The sequence below is a fragment of the Actinomadura scrupuli genome, from assembly GCF_050971785.1.
In the GTDB taxonomy this organism is placed as follows: Bacteria; Actinomycetota; Actinomycetes; order Streptosporangiales; family Streptosporangiaceae; genus Actinomadura_E; species Actinomadura_E scrupuli.
Map to the genome: position 1 here is coordinate 1 of NZ_JBPCCU010000017.1, position 15,748 is coordinate 15,748.

General features: G+C 66.9%; 21 protein-coding genes. 8 read left to right on the plus strand and 13 right to left on the minus strand.

Annotation, left to right across the window (positions count from 1 at the left end; genetic code table 11):
* From ACRYCC_RS42650 to ACRYCC_RS42660, 3 genes are all read left to right on the plus strand, one after another.
* Positions 1 to 192: ANTAR domain-containing protein (locus tag ACRYCC_RS42650; protein WP_433819902.1), on the plus strand; the 192-nt coding region annotated here is incomplete at its 5' end.
* Between the two features lie 56 nt (positions 193 to 248).
* Entirely contained in the window at positions 249 to 1,496 is a 1,248-nt protein-coding gene (locus ACRYCC_RS42655; protein WP_433819903.1) for a lysylphosphatidylglycerol synthase domain-containing protein, read from the plus strand.
* Between the two features lie 141 nt (positions 1,497 to 1,637).
* Positions 1,638 to 1,904, plus strand: coding sequence for a Tn3 family transposase (locus ACRYCC_RS42660; protein ID WP_433819905.1), 267 nt, complete (start codon positions 1,638 to 1,640; stop codon positions 1,902 to 1,904).
* Between the two features lie 17 nt (positions 1,905 to 1,921).
* Here the strand turns inward: ACRYCC_RS42660 and ACRYCC_RS42665 are convergent, their stop codons facing one another.
* From ACRYCC_RS42665 to ACRYCC_RS42675, 3 genes are all read right to left on the minus strand, one after another.
* Positions 1,922 to 2,164 (minus strand): hypothetical protein, encoded by a 243-nt coding sequence (locus ACRYCC_RS42665; RefSeq protein ID WP_433819906.1) that lies wholly within the window; start codon positions 2,162 to 2,164, stop codon positions 1,922 to 1,924.
* Between the two features lie 147 nt (positions 2,165 to 2,311).
* Entirely contained in the window at positions 2,312 to 4,303 is a 1,992-nt protein-coding gene (gene ligA, locus ACRYCC_RS42670; protein ID WP_433819907.1) for an NAD-dependent DNA ligase LigA, read from the minus strand.
* Between the two features lie 69 nt (positions 4,304 to 4,372).
* Complete coding sequence (locus ACRYCC_RS42675) at positions 4,373 to 4,534, minus strand: hypothetical protein (RefSeq protein ID WP_433819908.1); 162 nt, start codon at positions 4,532 to 4,534, stop codon at positions 4,373 to 4,375.
* Between the two features lie 266 nt (positions 4,535 to 4,800).
* Here ACRYCC_RS42675 and ACRYCC_RS42680 point away from each other — a divergent pair, with 266 nt between their 5' ends.
* From ACRYCC_RS42680 to ACRYCC_RS42695, 4 genes are all read left to right on the plus strand, one after another.
* Positions 4,801 to 5,103: an ArsR/SmtB family transcription factor gene (locus ACRYCC_RS42680; RefSeq protein ID WP_433819909.1), complete on the plus strand. Its 303-nt coding sequence runs from the start codon at positions 4,801 to 4,803 to the stop codon at positions 5,101 to 5,103.
* Entirely contained in the window at positions 5,093 to 5,620 is a 528-nt protein-coding gene (locus ACRYCC_RS42685; RefSeq protein WP_433819910.1) for a YbaK/EbsC family protein, read from the plus strand. Before ACRYCC_RS42680 ends, ACRYCC_RS42685 begins: the two co-directional genes overlap by 11 nt.
* Before the next feature lie 56 nt (positions 5,621 to 5,676).
* A complete protein-coding gene (locus ACRYCC_RS42690) occupies positions 5,677 to 5,997 on the plus strand; it encodes a cupin domain-containing protein (RefSeq protein WP_433819911.1) in 321 nt (106 codons plus the stop codon).
* A 220-nt stretch (positions 5,998 to 6,217) separates the two neighbouring features.
* On the plus strand, positions 6,218 to 6,655 hold the full coding sequence (locus ACRYCC_RS42695) for a hypothetical protein (protein ID WP_433819912.1): 438 nt from the start codon (positions 6,218 to 6,220) through the stop codon (positions 6,653 to 6,655).
* 260 nt (positions 6,656 to 6,915) lie between these two features.
* Here the strand turns inward: ACRYCC_RS42695 and ACRYCC_RS42700 are convergent, their stop codons facing one another.
* From ACRYCC_RS42700 to ACRYCC_RS42735, 8 genes are all read right to left on the minus strand, one after another.
* Positions 6,916 to 7,425, minus strand: a complete 510-nt coding sequence (locus tag ACRYCC_RS42700; RefSeq protein ID WP_433819913.1) for an SMI1/KNR4 family protein — start codon at positions 7,423 to 7,425, stop codon at positions 6,916 to 6,918.
* 262 nt (positions 7,426 to 7,687) lie between these two features.
* Positions 7,688 to 7,957 (minus strand): hypothetical protein, encoded by a 270-nt coding sequence (locus ACRYCC_RS42705; RefSeq protein ID WP_433819914.1) that lies wholly within the window; start codon positions 7,955 to 7,957, stop codon positions 7,688 to 7,690.
* 619 nt (positions 7,958 to 8,576) lie between these two features.
* On the minus strand, positions 8,577 to 9,668 hold the full coding sequence (locus tag ACRYCC_RS42710) for a C45 family autoproteolytic acyltransferase/hydrolase (protein WP_433819915.1): 1,092 nt from the start codon (positions 9,666 to 9,668) through the stop codon (positions 8,577 to 8,579).
* 373 nt (positions 9,669 to 10,041) lie between these two features.
* A complete protein-coding gene (locus ACRYCC_RS42715; RefSeq protein WP_433819916.1) occupies positions 10,042 to 10,959 on the minus strand; it encodes an NADP-dependent oxidoreductase in 918 nt (305 codons plus the stop codon).
* 349 nt (positions 10,960 to 11,308) lie between these two features.
* Positions 11,309 to 11,692: an MmcQ/YjbR family DNA-binding protein gene (locus ACRYCC_RS42720; protein ID WP_433819917.1), complete on the minus strand. Its 384-nt coding sequence runs from the start codon at positions 11,690 to 11,692 to the stop codon at positions 11,309 to 11,311.
* A gap of 166 nt (positions 11,693 to 11,858) precedes the next feature.
* Positions 11,859 to 12,506, minus strand: a complete 648-nt coding sequence (locus tag ACRYCC_RS42725) for a nitroreductase family protein (RefSeq protein ID WP_433819918.1) — start codon at positions 12,504 to 12,506, stop codon at positions 11,859 to 11,861.
* Positions 12,507 to 12,561: 55 nt separating this feature from the next.
* Positions 12,562 to 13,356, minus strand: coding sequence for an isocitrate lyase/PEP mutase family protein (locus tag ACRYCC_RS42730; RefSeq protein WP_433819919.1), 795 nt, complete (start codon positions 13,354 to 13,356; stop codon positions 12,562 to 12,564).
* 111 nt (positions 13,357 to 13,467) lie between these two features.
* The gene (locus ACRYCC_RS42735) at positions 13,468 to 14,016 is read right to left on the minus strand and encodes a carboxymuconolactone decarboxylase family protein (RefSeq protein ID WP_433819921.1); all 549 of its coding nucleotides are present in this window, start codon (positions 14,014 to 14,016) and stop codon (positions 13,468 to 13,470) included.
* Positions 14,017 to 14,151: 135 nt separating this feature from the next.
* Between ACRYCC_RS42735 and ACRYCC_RS42740 the strand changes: the two genes are divergently transcribed.
* Entirely contained in the window at positions 14,152 to 14,805 is a 654-nt protein-coding gene (locus ACRYCC_RS42740) for a TetR/AcrR family transcriptional regulator (RefSeq protein WP_433819922.1), read from the plus strand.
* 284 nt (positions 14,806 to 15,089) lie between these two features.
* Here the strand turns inward: ACRYCC_RS42740 and ACRYCC_RS42745 are convergent, their stop codons facing one another.
* Positions 15,090 to 15,242: a hypothetical protein gene (locus ACRYCC_RS42745; protein ID WP_433819923.1), complete on the minus strand. Its 153-nt coding sequence runs from the start codon at positions 15,240 to 15,242 to the stop codon at positions 15,090 to 15,092.
* A gap of 54 nt (positions 15,243 to 15,296) precedes the next feature.
* The gene (locus ACRYCC_RS42750; protein WP_433819924.1) at positions 15,297 to 15,479 is read right to left on the minus strand and encodes a hypothetical protein; all 183 of its coding nucleotides are present in this window, start codon (positions 15,477 to 15,479) and stop codon (positions 15,297 to 15,299) included.
* Between the last annotated feature and the right edge of the window lie 269 nt (positions 15,480 to 15,748).

A 15,748-nucleotide genomic window follows, 5' to 3' on the forward strand; every position in this document is an offset into this window, starting at 1 on the left:
GAACGCCGCGGCCTATCGATGGACCAAGCGTTCACCACCCTGCGTGGCTGGGCGCGCACCAACAACCGCAAACTCGCCGATGTCGCCCTGGCCCTCATCGACAACGACCACACCGTCACCGAACTCGCCCACCAAACCCCAAAGCGCCAGCAACCCTCCACGCCCGGGGCGCCGGTCCAACCGCCTCCGTAGGGCAAATGCTGGATAGTCAAGGGGCCGCGTACGGCACATACTGCATCGAGTGCAACATGGGCGTGGTGATCGGTCCTGGTGATGGGGCCCGCTCAGATCGCTGCTTTCCGCCGCCCGGGTGGACGGCTGAACTGTCGGTGACGGTCGGGGCCTTCCGCCTGGACCGGCCGTTGGGAGGCGTGGTCGCCGTGGCGGTGGGAGACACGCAACGTGGCGTGCCGCTCAGCGCGCGGGAGCGGCCACCGGGGACTGCCAAGCCGCGGCGGCGCGGTCGCACGGCACTTCGGACCGCGGTGTCGACGGCGCTCGTCGCACTCGTCTTCGTGTTCGCCCTCCCGCATTTCGCGTCCTACCGCAGCGCATGGGCCGGCCTACAGCTGATGACGTGGCCGTACGCCCTGGGTGTGGCCGCGGCGGCTGTCGCTAGCATGATCTGTTTCTGGATCATGATCTGTTCGGTGCTACCTTCACTACGGCTGCGTGAAGCGGCGCTGGTCAACCTCGCGTCCACCGCGGTGGCCAACACGTTTCCGGCCGGCGGCGCACTCGCCCTGGGGATCAGCTGGAGAATGCTGTCCAGTTGGGGAGTCAGCACCACCGACTACATGCTCTACACCCTGATATCGGGACTCTGGAACGTCTTCGCCCTCCTCGGGCTACCAGTATTCGCCCTGCTGGTCACAGCGGCGACCACCCGAGCCGACACCGTGCACATCGCCGCCGCCGCCACGGGTCTGGCAGCGTTGGTCGCCCTGGCGGCCGGACTCGGCCTCCTGCTGCACAGCGAGCCCGTTGCCCTCGCAGCCGCCCGCGCCCTGCGACGCGCCGCCGCCATCGCCTGCCGGTTGGCCCGCCGCCCCCCGCCTGCCCACCTCGCCGAACCCTCGCTCGCATTCCGTGACCGCGCCACCGACCTGCTGACCGTCCGCGGCTGGCGGATCAGCGCCGCCACCGCGGCCGGCCACCTCACCTTGTGGCTCACCCTGCTGACCTGCCTACGCGGCGTCGGGCTATCCCAGTCCCAGATCCCCTGGCAGACCTCCCTCGCGGCCTTCACGGCCGTACGGCTGATAACCGCCCTGCCCATCACCCCCGGCGGCGCCGGAATCACCGAACTCGGGCTGGTGGGCAGCCTGGCCAGCGGCGCCGGTCACCCCGCCGGCGCACAGATCGCCGCCGCAGTCCTGCTGTACCGGGCCGCCACGTACCTGCTCCCCATCCCGCTCGGCGCCCTCGCCTACCTCACCTGGCGACACGCCCCCGCGCCGAGACCGCAATCGACCAGCGTCTCAGCACCCCCTTGAGCAAGACGAACCCTCCCGAATGCGAGGACCCGTCGCAATGCCGGACCACGCATTAGTAGGCCCATGATCGGCACCCAGCTCAACGTCCAGGAGGCCCGCCACCGCCTGGCCCGCCGCATCGCCTTCGGCAACCGCGGGTAGTTGCGTCAGCGTTACCGCGAAGGAATGGAAGACCAGCTCGGCAGCCTGGGCCTGGCGCTCAATGCCGTGATCTGGTGGAACAGCCTCTACCTGGACGCCGCCGTCAAGCACCTGCGTGCCCAGGGCTTCCCCGCCACCGATGAGATGTGCGCCCGGCTCTCACCGATCTGCTACGACCACATCAACTTCCTCGGCCGCTACGCCTTCACCTGCGCCGAGCTCAACACCGGGCTCCGCCCCTTCCACGACCCCACCACCGAGCCGTAGCCCCCGACACCTCTGGATCAAATGGGCGGGTCGTCGTCGAAGCCGCCGTCGACAGGAACCGTCGGGCCGTCCGGCAGCAAAGCAGCGCGAGTCGCAGAAGCATGGTGGCCGGGGCCGGTGCTGCTGGACAGGATCGTGTTCACCCGCTGCAACGAGGCCGGGCGATGCGGGGCGAGGGAGAGGTCTTCCAACAAGGGGATTACCGCCAGGGCGGCGGCTTGGCGGACAGCGGGGTCGGGATCATCCAGCAGATCGTGCACGGCCGGGAACAATGAACGGCAGGAAATCGAGCACAGATCCGCTCGCTGCCCTCAGACAGCACGTCTTTGGCGTCCTCGTCAGCGCAGTGACCGTCAAGGACCACCACTTTCTGCTTGTGCGGCCAAGCGAGCCGCTGCGCTCTAGATCTAGAGCACGCCGGCTTCGGCCAGCCACTGCCATAGTTCGTCCTGCCGGACGATCGTGACGCCGAGTTTGTCGGCCTTGCCGGTCTTGGACGCGCCGACGTTCTCGCCAGCGAGGAGGTAGTCGGTATTGGTTGAGACCGACGAGGCGGTCGTCGCTCCCGCCTGCTCGACCAGGCGTGTGACGTCCGGGCGGCTGATCTTCGCGCCTGAGCGTGGGTCGGTGAACGCGCCGGTGATCACGGCCGACTTGCTTTTTAGCGGCGAGTCGCCCGCGGCCGCCGCGTCGAGTGGCCGGTCCTCGTCCAACACGTCGAGGTCCACGCCGCGCTCACGCAGCCTGGCGATCTCTTCCTTGACCTCTGCGCGGGCGAAGAAGGCGACGACGCTCGCGGCGACTTTCGGGCCGATGTCGCGGATCGCCACCAGGTCCTCGACCGTCGCCGCCGCGACGTCCTCGATGCGCTCGTAACCGGCCAGGCATAGGCGCTTGGCCGTGCCCTCAGACGCCATTGGGATCGCCAGGCCGATCAACGCACGCCGTAGCCCTATCCCCTTGGAGGACGCGATCGAGTCGACCATGTTCTTGGCACTGACCTCGCCCATCCGCTCATAGGCGAGCAACTGCTCAGCCGTCAGATCATAAAAACCGCTACGGCTCTTGAGCACACCGTCCTCGGTGAGCTTCTCGATCCAGACGTCGCCGACGCCCTCCATGTCGGCCGCCTGCCGCGAGGCCCAGTGCATCAACCGGCGCGTCGCCTGCGCCGGGCACTGCAGGTTCACACACCAGCGCTCCTCACCGGTGCCACGGACCTCCAGCTCCGAACCGCACGACGGGCAGTGCGCCGGCGGGACGATCTCGACCTCGGTCCCATCACGCTCCTCGGGCAGCGAGCGGCCTGCGAAAGGGATCACATCGCCGCGGCGTACGACCGCCACCGTGTCCCCGATCCGCAGGTCGCGCTCACGGATCAACCTGGGGTTATGGAGGGTGATGTTCTCCACGGTCACTCCGCCGACGAACACCGGCGCGACCTTCGCTCGCGGCGGAACCCGGCCGATCTTGCCCACCGGCCACTCCACCGACAGCAGCCTCGTCAGCTTCTCCTCCGGCGGATACTTGAACGCGATCGCCCCACGCGGCTCGGCGCTGTTGAAGCCCGCCGCGTCGAACGCCGCCGGCTCATGCAACCGCACGACCGCGCCGTCGATGTCGTAGTCAAGCCCGTCGCGGCGGCCGCCGATCTCATCGATCGCCGCCAGCACCTCCTCGACGCTCGCGCACACATACTGGGCAACCGGCTCGAAACCCGCCGGGATCTCCAGCGCGACGCCGTCACGATCGGCACCGAACGCAAAGAACCGCAACAGCCGTTCGGCCTTCGCGGCCGCCGCAGGATCCTTCAGCACCAGCGTCCCAGCCGCGCCCGACCGTGGGTTGGTCAGCGTCCGCTCCGGGTGCGCCTCGTTGTAGGCAGCCCACACCGACCGCAACATCACCGCCTCACCGCGAACCTCCACACGCCCAGGCACCTCGATCTCGACCGGCAGACCAGGAATCACATGACGCACCTTCTCGGTCACCAGCTCACCGACCGCGCCCGTGCCGCGCGTGGCGACATAGTCCAGGCTCCCGTCGACGTAGACCACACTGAGCGAAAGCCCGTCCAGCTTCTCCGACACGCGAAAGACCTGGCCGCCGAAACGCCCGCAGAAGGCACGGATCTGCTCCTGATCGGTCGCCTTCGCCAGCGAAAGCATCGGACGCGCGTGCCGCACCGTCGGACCGGTCAGCTCCGCCGGCGCATTGACCTTGCCAAGCGGGCTGTCGGCCGGCTCCAGCTCCGGGTGCTCAGCGACAAGCGCCGCCAGCTCATCCTTCAACGCGTCGTAATCGGCGTCCGGCAGCGGGCTGTCGCCGGTGCCGTAGTACAGGTCGTTCAGGCGCTTGACCTCAGCGGTCAGCTCAGCAATGCGCTCACCTATGTCCACCCCTCGATTAAACGTCAAGCCACCGACATCCACGCCTTGCCAGAGCTCGCCGCGTGGTTCGTCCCCGATCTACCCCGGCTGGCCGACGTACCGGCCGCCGGCGTCTCTGGGAGTGAACACCCACAGGTGAACGTGCTCGTCGCTCGCCAGAGCGGGCACACGCCCGGCCGCGACCCCGCGGGGATCCAGTGAGTCGACGGTGGCGGTCACGATCGCCGCGCGCATCGCCATGAAACCCTGGTTGCCGCGGTAGAGGACGCTGTCACGGTCACCAGCACCGCGCCAAGCAGTATAGGAACGAGCACCTCTCTGGGGCTGAAGTCGCGGTGCTCGCCACCGGTGGCCAGCCCCCGGGGAGAGCATCTGCAGTCCGGGCACATCCAAGTGGTGGCCCGGTTGGGGCGTGTCGCGCCGGAAGGTCCTGACATCCAGGACAAGCGCCAGCGCCCCCACCGAGAACTGTAGACAGGTAGTTAGCTAATTGCCATACTGCCTTAATGATCGACGTGGACCTGGTGAAGACGCTGGCCAACGACAAGCGCCTGCTGATCTTGGAGTGGTTGCGTGACCCCGAACGGCATTTCCCACCACAGCGCGACGGCGATCTGGCTCGCGACGGAGTCTGCTCGCTCTTCATCGCCGAAAAGCTCGGGGTAAGCCAGCCGACCTGCGGCGAGCACCTGAAGATCCTCAGCCAGGCGGGGCTGGTCCACGGCAAGAAGATCAAGCAATGGGTGTTCTACCAACGCAACGAAGACCGCATCGCGGAGGCCAAGGAGTTGTTGAGCGGTGACTGGTGAACCACAAGGCGATATCGCGGTGCCTGCGCCGACCCTGGACCCGTATGAGCGCCTGATCGCGGATCTGGAGGCCGCCGGGGCGCGCTATCGGCTGATCGACCATGCGCCCGAAGGGCGCACCGACCTGGTCAGCGCGCTTCGCGGGCATGACGTCGCACTCGCCGCCAAATGCCTGATCGTCATGATCAAGGTCGGCAAGAAGCAGACCCGATACGCGCTGGCCGTGGTGCCCGGCGATGCCCGGGTGGATCTACAGGCCATCAGAACGCTGCTGGACGGCACCTATGTGACCTTCGCGGGCAAGGACAAAGCCGAGGAATTGGCCGGCAGCGTGAGCGGAACCGTGCTGCCGTTCAGCTACCACCCCCGGCTGGAACTCATCGCAGATCCAGCGCTGCTCGACGTGCCGGAGTTGTACTTCAACGCCGCCCGGCTGGACCGCTCGATCGCCTTGGCCACCGACGACTACGTACGTCTGGCAGCCCCCCGGACCGCACCCATCACCACCACGCCCTGATCACCCCGGCCGCATGACCCAGCAGTCCGGCGCCCGCCACGGGCCAAGGAGCAGCCATGCCACAGCCCGAGTACGCCATGCACTGCGAGCCGCTATCCACCGCGCTGCAGATGATGGACGTCCAAGCACTGATCGACCAGGTCGACGACCCCTGGCCAACCAGACCCTCCTCCAGGTTGGTGAGGTCCTGGTGCGACCGGGGTCATGCAGGGCGAGTTCCACTGGCACAAACACGACGAGCAGACGAGTTCTTCTTCGTCCTGGACGGCCTGTTCCGCATCGATCTCGACGGCGCCGACACCATAGAGCTCGGTTCCCGCCAGGCGTTCGCCAACCCGGCCGGGATGGCGACCCCCCCATCCGCAGCGCCGTACTGATGATCGAAAAGGCCGGCGTCATCGCCACCGGAGACTGACCTGCGTTCGCTGAAGAGCCTGCGGCGGGCTGCGCGACGGATCGGGACATCCCAGCCTGTTCGCTGCGATCCGGAACACGACCGGCGGCAGCGCTGCGCCGGTCTTCTCCGGGACGGCGCCGGTGCCGTGATGGCCCTGCGCACCCGGGAACGGCACTGGCCAGACCGCGCACACCGGCAACGTGTTCGGCTGGCTGGACGGGTACGGCACCACGCACAACGACATCCTGTCCCAGCAGGTGGCGATCCCGGCCGGCTGCACCAGCACGCTGTCGTTCTGGCTGCACGTCAACACCGCCGAGACCGACAACGTGGCCTACGACAGGCTGACGGTACGGGCCGGCAACACCGTGCTGGCGACCTACTCCAACCTCAACGCGGCCGCCGGGTACGTACTGAAGAGCTTCAACGTCTCGTCCCTGGCCGGGCAGACCGTGACGCTCAGCTTCACCGGCAGCGAGGTCAAGTACGGGATCTGCCCGTCCTGCCACATCGGCCTGCTCTACAAGATCGGGTTTCCTGCCGACTGGCAGTTCAGCGGGCTCGGCAGGCTCGCCCTGGACCAGCTGGAGGCCCGCCACCCGGGCCTGACCTGGTACACCACCGCGCAGCACGCCTAGTCTCGAGGTTTCTACGAAAATTACCAGCAGACCAGCATCAGTCCTTGGACTCCGAAGCAGCACCCCTGCCCGCGTTTCGACTAGCTGAGTGATCTTGCTTGTTGGTGCTCGGCGCTGACGGCTACCGTTTCCCGCACCTGCTGATCGCCGACCACTTCGTGAGAATGGACCCACTGATCACGACCAGCCGCGCACCCCTGGACATGGCGAGGTCACCCGCGGCCGAGCCGGCCTCCGGTGAGGTGCAGCGGCGGCGGCTGTCACGCGCTGCCCCACGGCAGGAGCAGGGCAGGAGCCTTGGCCAAGCGTGGATCTTCGGCCAGGACCGGCTGGGCATCGAATGGCCAGGACTGCTCGCCGAGTTCGGATCTGAACAAGAAGAACAGGAAACGCCACAGGTCCGAGGCGACGACATAGCCGATACGGTCCGGATCGGTCACGGTGTCGATGAAGCCGACGAAGCCCGTCAGCGGGCCGGTGGTCAGCAACACGTAGCAGTTACCGCACCCGTCGCCGGCCACGGGCAACCAGCCCTCGGCCCGCCAACCGGGATGCAGAGCGGACCAGGCGGCGACGTCGACCGCCACCTGATCCGGTCGTGCTCCGAACACTCCCCCGGGGCCGATCACCTCGCCCTTGCAGACGCGAAGCCACGCAACCAGGTCATCGGGCAGATCAGCGCCCACTCGGCGGGCCAGATCCAGTAGATCCGCCTCGCCGGCTCCACCCGGAAACGGCTGTTCCGGCGCCCGCGCCACCCTGGCCAGCAACCGCGCACGTCGTCCTTCAGGTCACTGCCGTGCATGGCACCCACCTTGACACGCCGACCGCGGCGAAGTGACTCCGGTCAGAGGGCCATCATCAGGCTCGACTCAAGGGATGAACGAGATGCGGGGTCCCGCACTCCCGATCACGCGGTGATGAGACTCCCCCGGCTCTGATGCTCCGTTGGCGAGTCGGTCGGCGGTGGTGGCCGGGGTGATGAGGCTGAACCAGCCCGGCGCCTTTACGCTGTAGATCAGACAATGGGCTTCAGGCGGACTTCGTGCTGGCTGACAGGATGATCACGCGACCGAAGTTGTCGGTGAGGAGGACGGGCCCGTCGGCGAGGTCGCCGTGCACGGCGTCCCGCCAGTCGAGCACGATCGCCAGCGCCCAGTCCTCATCGAGGACGAACACCTTCCCGTTGTCGTGGACCAGGTCGACATCAGCGACGGTGGTGCCAGGTGGGCGCAGGGCTGAGGCGATCGCCCCGTACACCTCGCGGCCCGGGTAGGACGCCGTTTTCGGAGGCGACAGCACTGAGCGAAGGTGCCTTGTGAGAACCGATCTCCGAGCTTGGTGAAGCCGATGCGGAGGTGCCGCTCCAGCGTGCGTGGGCGAATGAACAGCTGGGCGCGACCTCGGAGTTGGCGCGCCCGGCTCCGACCAGTCGGGCGCACCTCGTGCTCTGAGGCGGCATGAACTACCGGTTCGGTTGATGACCGCTCTCGACTCTCTGCGGGTCGTCAGTCGGCGATGTGTTCGATGCATGGTTCTCCACGCCGGGCAACTGTCCCTGCTGAGCGACGAGACCGCGATGGCCGCACCCTCCTCGACGTCAACGAGGTGTGAATCGCGGTGAACATCGGCGCTCCGTCAGCGGGCCGCTGGGCATGATGGCGGCACTATGGCCTCCTCACCTTCATCGTCGGCTCAGGCAGCGCGGGAACTCCTGGGCTCGAAAGTTGCGCCCCCTGCGGGAGGGGTGCGAGATCTCGGGCCGGGCCTTCGCGGATCGCGCGGGCTGGAAAGCCCCATCGTCTGTGACGATGATCGAGAAGGAGCAACGGACGATCACTACTCGCCTGCTTGGAGCCGCCACAATCAGTCGGCGGCCTGGGCGGGGAGGTGAGCGCCGGAGCGTTGTGCGGGCGCTCTGTCAGACCTCCGTCCAGGTGAGGGGCTGGGCGGTGCAGGGGCCGCCGGGGTGGACAGCGAGGTGGCCTCTGGTGACGTCGAGGGACACGGTGGCCAGGGTTTCCCAGCGGTGGCCGAGTGGCGCGGTCGGGGCCGCGTGGCAGCACAGGGCCGCGCCCTCGGCGAGGTGGACGGTGAGGGTCTGCAGCAGGGCGCCGCGGTCCGGGGCATCCAGCGGGCGGGTGCGTTTCTGCAGGGCCTTGAAGCGGTGGTAAGTGTCGGGGTCCTGCGTTCCCACGGCCTCTCCGGGGGACAGCTTCGGGGCGAGGAAGTGATTGGTGTGGAGCAGGTAGCCGTCGTCGCCGGGCTGGAGCAGGGCGGGACCGGCCGGGCTGACTTCGACGGTGGCGGCGCGGGCGCGGCCTTCCTCGTAGTCGCACAGGGTGAAGGCGGAAGAGGCCGCGACCGGGGTGCCCATGGCCAGTGCCTTCGCCTCGTCGAGGGTCGCGCAGCGGTCGAGTACCAGGCGGGCCAGGACGTGGACGGGGAGCCATGGGCCGTGGTGTTCGGGGGACTGGTCGGAGCTATGGCCGAGGATGTTGAAGTGGAGGCCGAGTCCGCGGGAGTTGACTCCGATCTTGCCGACGATGCCGTATTCGGTGAGCGTGCGCACCACCCGGCCGTCCGGGTGCTCGACGGTCCACACGAACCAGCCATCGCGCATGCCGTCGTGCCAGTCCCAGGTCTGGGTGGTGACCGGTGGGCCGCCGCCGGCCGGGGTGTGGACGACGGTCGAGCACTCCGGGTGCTGCTGCCCGAGTCGGCCGAGGATCTCCGTGCGGGCATTGAGTGCGGCGATCTGATGCGGCGGCAGGCCGGAGCCGCGGGCGATGCCGTCGATCTCGGCGGTCAGGTCGGGGGCCAGCGCGCCGATGTGCTCCAAGGCCTCCTCGCCCCACTTGGTGACGTCCTGCCGAGCCGCCCCGGCGGTCGCGAACAGCTCGCCGTAGAACTCCCAAGTCCGCCGGATCCTGTCCGGGAAGGCCCGGCCGAGGAGCAGTCCTCGGTCGCCGGGGGCGGCGGAAGCTGATCGGAAGACCGTGGGGCTGGGCATGAAGTGGGTTCCCCCAATCCGAAAGTCGACGCGATGCACGCGACGATCATCCGTGTAGCCAAGCTGCGTTATACCGTCTTTCCAGCAGGTCGCGGCTCGGATAGGCGTCTAGTCAGTTGCCGCTGGGGCGGCCCGTGCCATACGGGAGAGCCAGGTCGTGAGCAGCGTTTCGAGTGTTGTGGTCTCGGTGGGCGTCAGCAAGTTCAGTAGGCGGCGCTCGTTGTGCATTTGGTCGGTGAAGGCCGTGCGTACGCAGACCAACCGGTCGGGGCTGCGAGGGAGGCTGCTGAGAGTTCGGCGGCGTCGCGGCCGAGCCGCTTCATCTCGTGCACCGTGCGGATGACCCGCCAGTCGGACCGTGGCCATCCACTCCCTACGGGCGTACACGGATGACTGTCTTCCCGCTGCGTCGCGTGGTCGGGTTAAGGGCACCAATGGCATCATCGAAGCTCGCGACGTCACCGATGTTCGTCCGCAGCCGTCCGTCCCGCACCCGCTGCACGATCTCACCCAGTTCGGCACGATCGGCCTCGACAACGAAGTCCACCGCCAGGCCGTCAGTGGGCCGCGCCTCGACCGGGCCGACGATGGACACCAGCATTCCTCCGGCCTTGATCAGGGCAGCGGACCGCTTCTGAACGTCGCCACCGATGACATCGAAGACCAGATCGACGCCGCCGACGTCTTTCAGCGCGTCGTTCTCGAGGTCGACGAACTCATGCGCGCCGAAGTCGAGTGCCTTCTCACGGTCGGCGGCGCGTCCGGTGCCGATGACGTAAGCGCCGACCTCACGTGCGAGCTGAGTCACCATCGTCCCGACTGCCCCGGCTGCGCCATGGGCGAGGACGGTCTGGCCACCCTGAAGGCGGCCGTGCTGGAACAGCCCCTGCCACGCGGTCAGACCCGAGATTGGCAGGGACGCGCCTACCGTGAAGTCGACGTCGCCGGGCAGCGGTGCGAGGTTGCGTGCTTCGATCGCCACATACTCCGCCAGGGTGCCGTCGCGATGCCAGTCGGCGAGGCCGAACACCCGCTGCCCGACCGACAGCCCCGTCGTGCCGTAGCCGAAGGCGGTGACCACTCCGGCCAGCTCGTGGCCGGGGATCGACGGTGTCCTGTCACGGCCGGCGCGATCGGTCCAGGTCGATGGCCACTCCATCTCAGTCGGGACGAAGCCCGATGCATGAATCTGAACGATGACGTCGTTGATCGCTGCGGGCGGCTCAGGCCGCTCCGTCAGCGTCATCCCGGCCGTTCCCGCAGCCTGGTCGGTTACCACAATGGCTTTCATTGAGATCGTCCCCTTCCTCGTATGAGCTCGTAACACGATCATGAGCGGTGCTTCTCCAGCCGCCTCCAGCAGATGAGGCTGCAGGCCAATGAGCCGCGTGCATCGTGAATTCGCAGGTCATGGGCCTGGTGTGCGTGGCGGTTCGGGTACTTGCGCCGGTCGGTGGCCGATGACCATGGCGTAGATCATCCGGCAGGTCCGGTTCTGGCGGGATGCCGTGTTCGGCTGCGCCCGAGACCCCCCGCCTACGATCCGTCAGTCGGTCGCCCGTGGCTGACCCCGGGCAGCGCCAGTGCCGTGTCGCGCGCTCTGTCCTGGAGCTTCTCGCCGCTGATGGGCATGACGAAGGTCAGGCGCGGCGGCCGTAGGTGCGCGGATCCACGGGCTGCTCGGACTTGGGAAGCCCGCCGACCACGAGACGGTAGGAGTCGATCACGAGCTCCTTCACTAGCTTCTCGTCGATGGTGCCCCCGCCTTCCACCGTAATCCAGTGCTTCTTGTTCATGTGATAGCCGGGGGTAATGTCTGCGTACTGCTCACGCAGGGCTGCGGCATCGTCCGGATCAGCTTTCAGGATCACGACGGGGCGCCCCGGCATGTCGGTCATGAGCATGAAGACCTTGCCGCGCACTTTGTAGACCTTCCAGTCGGGGCCGAAACGATGCTCCAGGTCGACGCCGGGCAGTCCCACAGTGCAGTCGCCCGCGATTCTCTGCAGCTCCTGTCCGTCCAAGGTGATCAACTCCTCTATCGATCCGAGTGCCCTGACCGGCCGGCCAAGGCCCAAGGTGGCGTCTCCCGCATGGCCGCCATGAACGGCTGCGCCCGCACGCCGGCAACCTCAACAAGATCGCGTTACGAGCTCTATGTGTTGTGGGTTTTGGTTTCCGGGTGGGTGTTTAGATGAAGGTGAACAGCTGGTCGGCGACGAATCGTGAGATCGGCGTGGTGTACACCCTCTCCGGGTCGGGGTAGCCGAGGGCCAGCAGCACCGTCGTGCTGTGTCCGGTCTCGCGGATCTTGAACGCCTTGTCGACACTGGTCGGGTCGAACCCCTCCAGCGGCGTGGCCTCGACGCCGAGCTCAGCGGCCGCCATCATGGTCAGGCCCACCGCCATGTAGGTCTGCTTCTCCATCCAGTGGTTCAGGTCCTTGTAGCCGTAGTTGCGCAGGTTGAGGAAGTCTCGGGTCATTGATTCCCACAGCTCCTGCTTTGACGGGTCAGGGAACCGGCCGTCGGCCCTCTCCTTCGTGAACACCGCCTCGAGGTGGCTGTCAGGCACATCTGCCCGGGTGGTGAGGATGATGGTGTGCGACGCGTTCAGGATCTTCTCGGCGTTGTCCTGGAATCGTTCGCCCAGGTTGTTGGCGAGCCGCTCTTTGCCTTCGGGCGTGGCGAGGACGTAGAAGTGGTTGGGCTGTACGTTCACCGATGACGGCGTGGAGCGCAGGAACCTCAGCAGCTGCTGAAGGGTTTCCTCCGGAATGGTCTTGCTCGGGTCGAAATACCTGGTGAGGTGCTTGTTCATGAGCTTGTCGAGATTCATGTCTGCCTTCTTCTTGCGATGAGTGGGTGAGGAGCGGTGGTTCGCAGGTTTTGGGCTAGTTCGTGCCGCGGGCAAGCAGGTCGCTGATGCGCTCGAAGCTGATTCCTGTCGTCGCGGAGGCGAGGTCACCCGCGACGAGAGCCTTGGTGGCCTGTTCGAGTGCCCCCATTGCGTGGGTGTAGAGCGCCGGACCCACGCTGATGCGCTTGACCCCGGCCTTCTGCAGTTCAGCGACGGTCAGCACCTTGTCCGCCGGCGAGATGAGGACGTTGACCGGCACCGGCGCGACGGCGGTGACGATCGCGGTCAGGGCATCGAGGTCCGGTGGGTAAGGCGCGTAGAGCACATCCGCGCCGACCTCGGCGAAGGCCGTCAGACGCCGGATGGTGTCGTCGAGATCGGGCCGCCCCTGGATGAAGTTGTCGGTGCGGCCGGTGACGACGATGCGTCCCTTGGCCGCGTTGACGGCACTACGCATGCGGTTGACAGCATCGTCGAAGTCGCGGATCGGTTGATCGGGATTGCCCGATGTGTCTTCGATCCCGATACCGGCCAGGCCAGACGCCACGGCGGCTTCCACGGTCGCAGCGACGTCTTCAGGCGTGTCGCCGTAGCCGTCCTCAAAGTCTCCGTTAACGGGCAGCCCGGTGAGCTGACCGAACAGCCGCGCCTGCTCGAGGTGCTCGCTACGGGTGACTTCGTGACGCCCGTCGGACCGGCCGAGCGTGGCAGCGAGCGCCGCTGACGATGTCGCGATCGCCTCGAAGCCGGCATCGGCCAGCATCAGCGCCGAGAGGCCATCCCATGCGTTCGGCATGACGAGGCCACCGTCGCGGGTGTGCAGTGCCATGAATCTCTCATAGAGTTCGAAGACCGGCATACCGAACCTTTCCCGAGTGATCGTTGGAGACAGTGACGGATTGAGCGGCTAGGTACGCCGCCTCGACGAGGACGCCGACGCTCATCCCGGCGTACCGACAGAGCTGGCGGCGGGGATGTCGATGTCGGTCTGGTTGACGTTGTTGATGAAGTTGGTCAGCAGGACCTGCACCGCCACCGTGACGATCGCCAAGATCTGCGGGTCGGTGTACCCAGCACCCCGCACAGCCGCCAGGTCGGCGTCGCTCACCTGACCGCGGCTCTCCACCAGCCGCTGAGCGAAACGAGCGACCGCGGCGCGCTTGGGATCGATCGAGCTCCCGGCCCGGGCCAAGTCGATGTCATCGCTCGACATGCCACCGAGTTCGGACGATACGTACGTGTGCATCGCCAGGCAGTAATCGCAACCGTTGGCTTGCGACACGGCGAGCGCGATGGTGTGCCGCGTCTTCGCGTCCAGAACCCGACTCAAGGTGCCCTGCAGTGTCATGACGACGTCGAGGACGGTCGGGTTCGACGCGAGAGTCGCGAAAATGTTCGGGACGAAGCCGAACTGTGCGCCGACGTTGTCGAGGATGCCCTCCGCCCCGTCGGGGACGTCGTCCGGAGAGGGAAGGTTCAGTCGTGACATGGCGAATCAGCCTCCAGTGAGTGGTCGTCGTCAGCCCGGGTTGCGCTGGAGCTGTTTTGGGCTTGCCAGCCCACTTCTTGAGTGAACACTACTTGTGACTGGGCCGTCAAGCCCAATCTAGGTATCGTCTGAAGCATGAAACCCACCGCAGGAGCTCGGGAGCTCCACAAGCTCACCGACAAGGGACAGGCAACGCGGGCCCGCATCCTGGAGCACGCCGCGGAGCTCATCTACACCAAGGGGGTCCACGCGACGAACAACGAACAGCTCCGCCGCGCCGCCGACGTCAGCGGATCGCAGCTCAACCACTACTTCCCGACCAAGGAGAGTCTCGTCCTGGCCGTGATCGCCTGGCAGGCCGAGCGCGTCCTCACGTTCCACCGCGGCGAGCGATTCGCCCGCTTCGACAACCTCGACGCGTTTCGGGCGTGGGCGGATTTCTACGTCGGCTATGAGCGCGCCTACCAGGAAGGCTGCAGCCTCGGCTCTCTGGCGAGCGAGATCATCAAGACGGACCTTGACGTTCACGACGAGCTCGCGAGTGCGTTCGACCAGTGGAGGGACATCTTCCGCGATGGAATCGAGCGCATGCAGCAACTCAGCCGCATCAGCGCTGAGGCAGATCCCACGCAGCTGGCCAATCTGCTCCTTGCTGCCTTCCAGGGCGGCACGCTCCTCGCCCAGGTCGCGCGGGACATCGCTCCACTGAAAGATGCGTTGCAGACAGCCATCGACTACGTGCAGACCTTCGCGACGTCTCCCGACGCCGGCGTACTCCAAGCTCAGTAGCCGCTTCCACGTGTATGGGTCAGCGGAGCTTGGCATTATGCGACGCCGCAGAGCACTCCGCCGGCAAACGATCGCGCCCCAACCCGAGTGCCAGACGCCGTCCGCATGACGTCCAAACGCACCGTCACGGCCAGCTTGAGCGTCTACCAAACGTGTAGATCTTGACATTGACGACGAGTCGTCAATGCTCGCTGCATCTCGACAACGGCGGTACACCGGACGTGGCCCGCGCGGGTGTTCGTCAAACGCTCGTCAGATGAACGCCCGGGTGGCTCGCCGGGTGGTCAGATCTCGCCGTCGTCTTCGGTGGTGTCCGGGTCGCGGAGGTCGCGGATGGCGCCGGGCGCGAGGTCGGGCAGGGCGAAGGTGTAGGTGCCGTGGACGCCCAGATTGGAGTGGACGAACAGCGACAGCCGGGCCATGTCTTCCTCCCGCACCGGGTAGCCCTGGGCTTTCAGCCGACGGACGGCGGCGTCGGGCCCTCAACGAACTCAGAACGCGGTGAAGGTGACCGGGTGGCCGTGGCTGTCCAAAGGGGTGACCGTCCACCAGCCCCAGCCCTGGGAGAGAGCGGTGACGGACCGGGCGGTGAGTTGTCCTGTCGGGTCCACGTCGGCGATGAAGTACCGGCCGGCCGGGATGCCAGGCAGCCTGGGCAGCGGTGCGGTCGGCACGGTCCTGGTGGGCGCCCCGGGTAGGACAGCCGTACGCTGACCGCCGCGGGTGGGACCGGACCGAGGATGAAGGAGGAACCACCGGTCCTTGTCCAGTTCCAAAAGCCCTCAGGGGAGCTGTCGTCGAATTCGCACATACCGGCGGTCTGCCGCCCCCCGACCATGAGGATCCTTGACGGCCTGGGCCGTCCTTTCGGATGCGATGGTCATTTCGGCTTCCTCCTGATGAAGCCTTCCAGCACGGCTGGTCCGCGCTCGGTGTTGCATCC